This window comes from Alkalibacterium sp. m-11 (assembly GCF_054658155.1).
Map to the genome: position 1 here is coordinate 1 of NZ_BAAGIR010000177.1, position 3346 is coordinate 3346.

The 3346-nt window shown below is 40.5% G+C and carries 2 protein-coding genes; both read right to left on the bottom strand.

Going from position 1 to position 3346, the window contains the following annotated elements; genetic code table 11:
- Positions 1-635: 635 nt before the first annotated feature.
- Entirely contained in the window at positions 636-1511 is an 876-nt protein-coding gene (locus ACYQ2O_RS11230; RefSeq protein WP_346024573.1) for a metallophosphoesterase, read from the bottom strand.
- Positions 1512-2093: 582 nt separating this feature from the next.
- The gene (locus tag ACYQ2O_RS11235; protein WP_346024574.1) at positions 2094-3143 is read right to left on the bottom strand and encodes an ATP-binding protein; all 1050 of its coding nucleotides are present in this window, start codon (positions 3141-3143) and stop codon (positions 2094-2096) included.
- Positions 3144-3346 lie beyond the last annotated feature (203 nt).

Consider the following 3346-nt stretch of genomic DNA (forward strand, 5'->3'; position numbering starts at 1 on the left):
CCGACTTCATTTAAAGAAATTTTAGCTGGAAGTGAGTCCAATCCGTCACACATCACTGTTTGATTTAGTTGATTAACCTTAAGCCGATAGGCTTTCCAAGGTTTGATCAGGGTGCGAAACTTGAGTAGATATTAATTTAACGAGCCTGTCTTTGTCAGTCAGTTTTTCCATTTTTTTCTCCTCCGATTGCTTCTAATTTTTCTAGTCGAACCCTAAAGACTTGTCCTGTTATCTTTCACTTTAAAGTGAACTTATTGTAGCCTATTTCATTTCTGCCGTCACGTTACATTTAATTTAAATGAAGATTTTATAAGCAGCACATCTAAAAAGTTTGAAATAAAAAAATAACCTGTAGAAGAATGGGATGGTCTCCTTCTACAGATTTAAAATATATATAAACTATTGCAGGCAGCAATGCTCAGCCCTTATTATTCTGAGCACCATGATTGAATAATAGTATCACAGCGTTAAGACAAATCCAGCCAATAATTACAGGCACTGGAACCACTCCTTGAAAATAATGAGTATTTAAGGGGACGTCCTGCATACTTCAGTATAGATAAGACAAGTCACATGACGTCGATAATCCCACCCTTGGTTTATCCTTATCTATTATACCCCTGACTGTAGCTAAATCAATCATTTATTTCTTCAGAATTTTGTGGTCGTAAATTGACTATAACAAGCTCCGGCCGATTATTGATACGCAGTGGAAATATACTGTTTCCTAGTCCCCTGCTGACAATCATCTGTGTTCCGTCTTCAACATACTGCCCACTGGTGTATTCAGGCAAAAACCCTTGCGATGGCGCAAAGAGCCCATTGATGAATGGCAGACGAATCTGCCCCCCATGCGCATGTCCGGTCAGAGCCAGATCCACATCTGCAGCCGCATAAACCGACATTAATTCAGCTCGATGTGAAAGGAGCAGATTGAACTCAGTCCCAGCTTCTTCAATCAGGTCTTCAATCCTCTCTTGTATCAGCAAATCTTCAGAGCCGGCTTCTATAATATCATCCAGAAACAGGAAAAGTGGGTCTTCGATTCCAATAAGCCCGATTTCCTGGCCTTCAATTTCCAGTCTTTCATATGAATTATCTAAATCAATAACGCCAATGCGATCGATTTCTCTCTGAAGCTCAGGGTACACGCCTGAAGCCATTTCATGATTACCAGTAACGAAATAGACTGGCGCTATTTCCAGCATCTCTTCCATCGCCTGAACGGCTACTGGAATATTGGTACGGTTTCTATCTATCACATCACCTGTCACTACAATAATGTCAGGATCCTGTTCTTCAAGCTCAGCCGTCAGTCGCCCGTTGAATTCTTTATTGTGCAGATCTGATACTTGTGCAATCTTATATCCTTCAAAGGATTCAGGAATGTTCTCGTGTTCAAAGTCGTATATAGACAGTTCAATTGCATTATTCTGATAATACAAGTAACCTGCTGTCATAATGATTAATAATAGAATGGTACTGTAACTTATAATCTTTTTAGAATTCAATGCTTGTGCTCCTTGGAATATGAGTATAGTGGCTTGTTTGATTCGATGAACGGGAAAAGCAGTAGTTATGATTTATACTATACTCCAATTCTCAACAAAAAAATAGAGTCATAATCTTACACTATTGTGATTATTCCATGAATGCCTCATAACTAGGTTTTATGAGGCATTCATGGAATAATTCCGGTGACGAACACCTCATAAAATGGATATATGAAACATTGGTAATAATTAAATCTGACGAATGCCCCATAACTTAAACTTATGAGGCATTCAGCCTTCTTTTGAGAAACTAAGACAAACAGATTAGTCTTTTTTTACTATTCACTCCTTGTATATAAAAAGACACCGGAACGGTGTCTTTTCTAATCACCTTTATTATCCTTTGTACTTCAAATTCTCAGGCCAGAATTCGGTCACTTCCTGATCGCTTTCGCCCCTACTTAGAAAGGCATCTTTTCCGGACCCCTTGTCTGAATCGACTTCAAGTATCCCTTCTTCATATAGTTCTTCGACATTCTATATGATTTCTCCGTTTGGTAATTATCCAAAGACAATGTTAACTGGCACCGCTTTTTGTTTCTATTTAGGCTTGAGTCTATCCAGGTTACTTTCGTAGAAATCGAGGATTGGACCAGGCATGTCTCTAACTTCACCACTCCAAGGGAACATACTGACCGGTCCTGGGCTGAATTCAACTTCTGTCACTACATGGTTCTCAGGAGTCGGGGCTTCAGTAATGTCTTCCAGTATCATATCAACGCCTGCATAGTTAAGTCCTGGTATAGCTTTGACTGCCTGAAGAGCCAATTTCTCAAATTCAGGATGAACAGTATCTGTAAAATCGATCCCTTCCCCTCCACTTGAAATATTCGATTCATCTCTCAGGATGACTTTTTCATCAGGTTCGGGAATGGTATCGAGCGAACGTCCTTCTCTGGTCAGATGAGTCAGTTTCTCGATATCAGTTGGAATAAGAAAGTTCTTAAGATCACGGTCTTTTAACCGCTCCTTGTTTTTAGCTTCGATCAGTTCGAGAACCGTATGCGTGCCGTCACCTACTACATTAGCCCGTGCGCGCTGGCTGGTCGCGATGACTCTACCATCAACCACAACGTATCTGAAGTCCTCACCAATAAAATGCTTCTCTACATGAACGGATGTCTGGTTGTCATCTACAATATTTTCAAGTTTACTTAACGCTTCTTTCAGTTCTGATTTACTGGAAAGGTTCATAAAGACACCTTGACCGCGTGCCAGTCCGTTTGGTTTCAATACGACCGGGTAACTGATGGACTCAGCAAATGAAACAATCTCTTCCTGTTTACTTATTGGCAGGTAAGTCGATTGAGGCACAGCGAGTCCAGCCGCTTTAAGAAGTGTACGGGTAACATGCTTGTCATCCACAACAGTGTTTAAGGCTGCGGATGATAATGGGCCGTTCATATCCTTGAATAATACAACTATTCCCTGAATCGATATTAGAGTAGTATCAAAGGTTAGGCGTTTTACCTCGTAGCCCCGACGACGAGCTTCTTCTTCCATCAGTCTGGATTTCAATCCTTCTCTTCGCTCGAATTCTGACATATCATCTTCTGATATGATATCTATTTTACTGATTTCTTCCTGCATTTATTGATCCTCCCCATGAACTTCATTCATACTTTTATTATATTATCAGTGTATCACGGGGTTAGGTTAAACCAGTTAGTGAACTACCCACCACTTAAATCCTCCGGATTTTGAAGTGGGGGCTTCCTACGAACTCCATTCTTGTCTGCACAGGTTTCATGCAGACAGAGGAATCGGATATGGGTAGGCTCAAAAGGCAGTCC

Bases quoted from the DNA above. Each gene is read 5' to 3' on its own strand.
- ACYQ2O_RS11235 (WP_346024574.1), bottom strand. From the start codon at position 3,143: ATGCAGGAAGAAATCAGTAAAATAGATATCATATCAGAAGATGATATG.